The sequence below is a fragment of the Vibrio sp. 2130-1 genome (assembly GCF_033339515.1).
This window is the reverse complement of sequence record NZ_JAWOUT010000789.1, coordinates 1-502: the sequence shown is the minus strand read 5'-3', so window position 1 is coordinate 502 and position 502 is coordinate 1. Positions and strand designations below refer to the sequence as shown.

At 40.8% G+C, this 502-nt stretch carries 1 protein-coding gene; it reads left to right on the top strand.

Going from position 1 to position 502, the window contains the following annotated elements; all coding sequences use genetic code 11:
- Positions 1–502 (top strand): EAL domain-containing protein (locus tag R7Q09_RS28720; protein ID WP_318144280.1); only part of this gene is annotated, 502 nt, incomplete at both ends.

The following is a 502-nucleotide window of genomic DNA, read 5'->3' as shown; positions in this document are numbered from 1 at the left end:
CATTGATAGAGACTACTTTGGCGCGACAATTGGATTTAACAACGATTTACGCCTCAAGCGGTCAGCTTTGTTTATTCATGACGATGTGGTGCCCGCTGGCGCATCCAGAAAAGGCACAAACCCGATTGCTTTTAATGAATCTAAGGTGTTTGAATACCAAGCACTCGCTGAAGCTAGCAACTTGTTTGTTGAGCAAAAATTGATTTCTTACATCATCTATTCGGTGCCTATTATCGCGATGATTTATCTTTGCCTATACGCGTTAAACAAGTTTGTCGATCCGAAAAGAAACCTTTTAGCAGAACTAAAAAAAGCACTGAAAAAAAACGAATTAACCTTGTATTACCAACCTCAAATTGATGTTGAAAGCGGACGCGTGTTTGGTTACGAAGCGCTGATACGTTGGGAGCATCAACAAAAAGGTTTTATTGCTCCAGATGAATTTGTTCCTGCGGCAGAACAGAACGGGTTAGTATCGTTGCTGACTGACTACGTTTTAGAA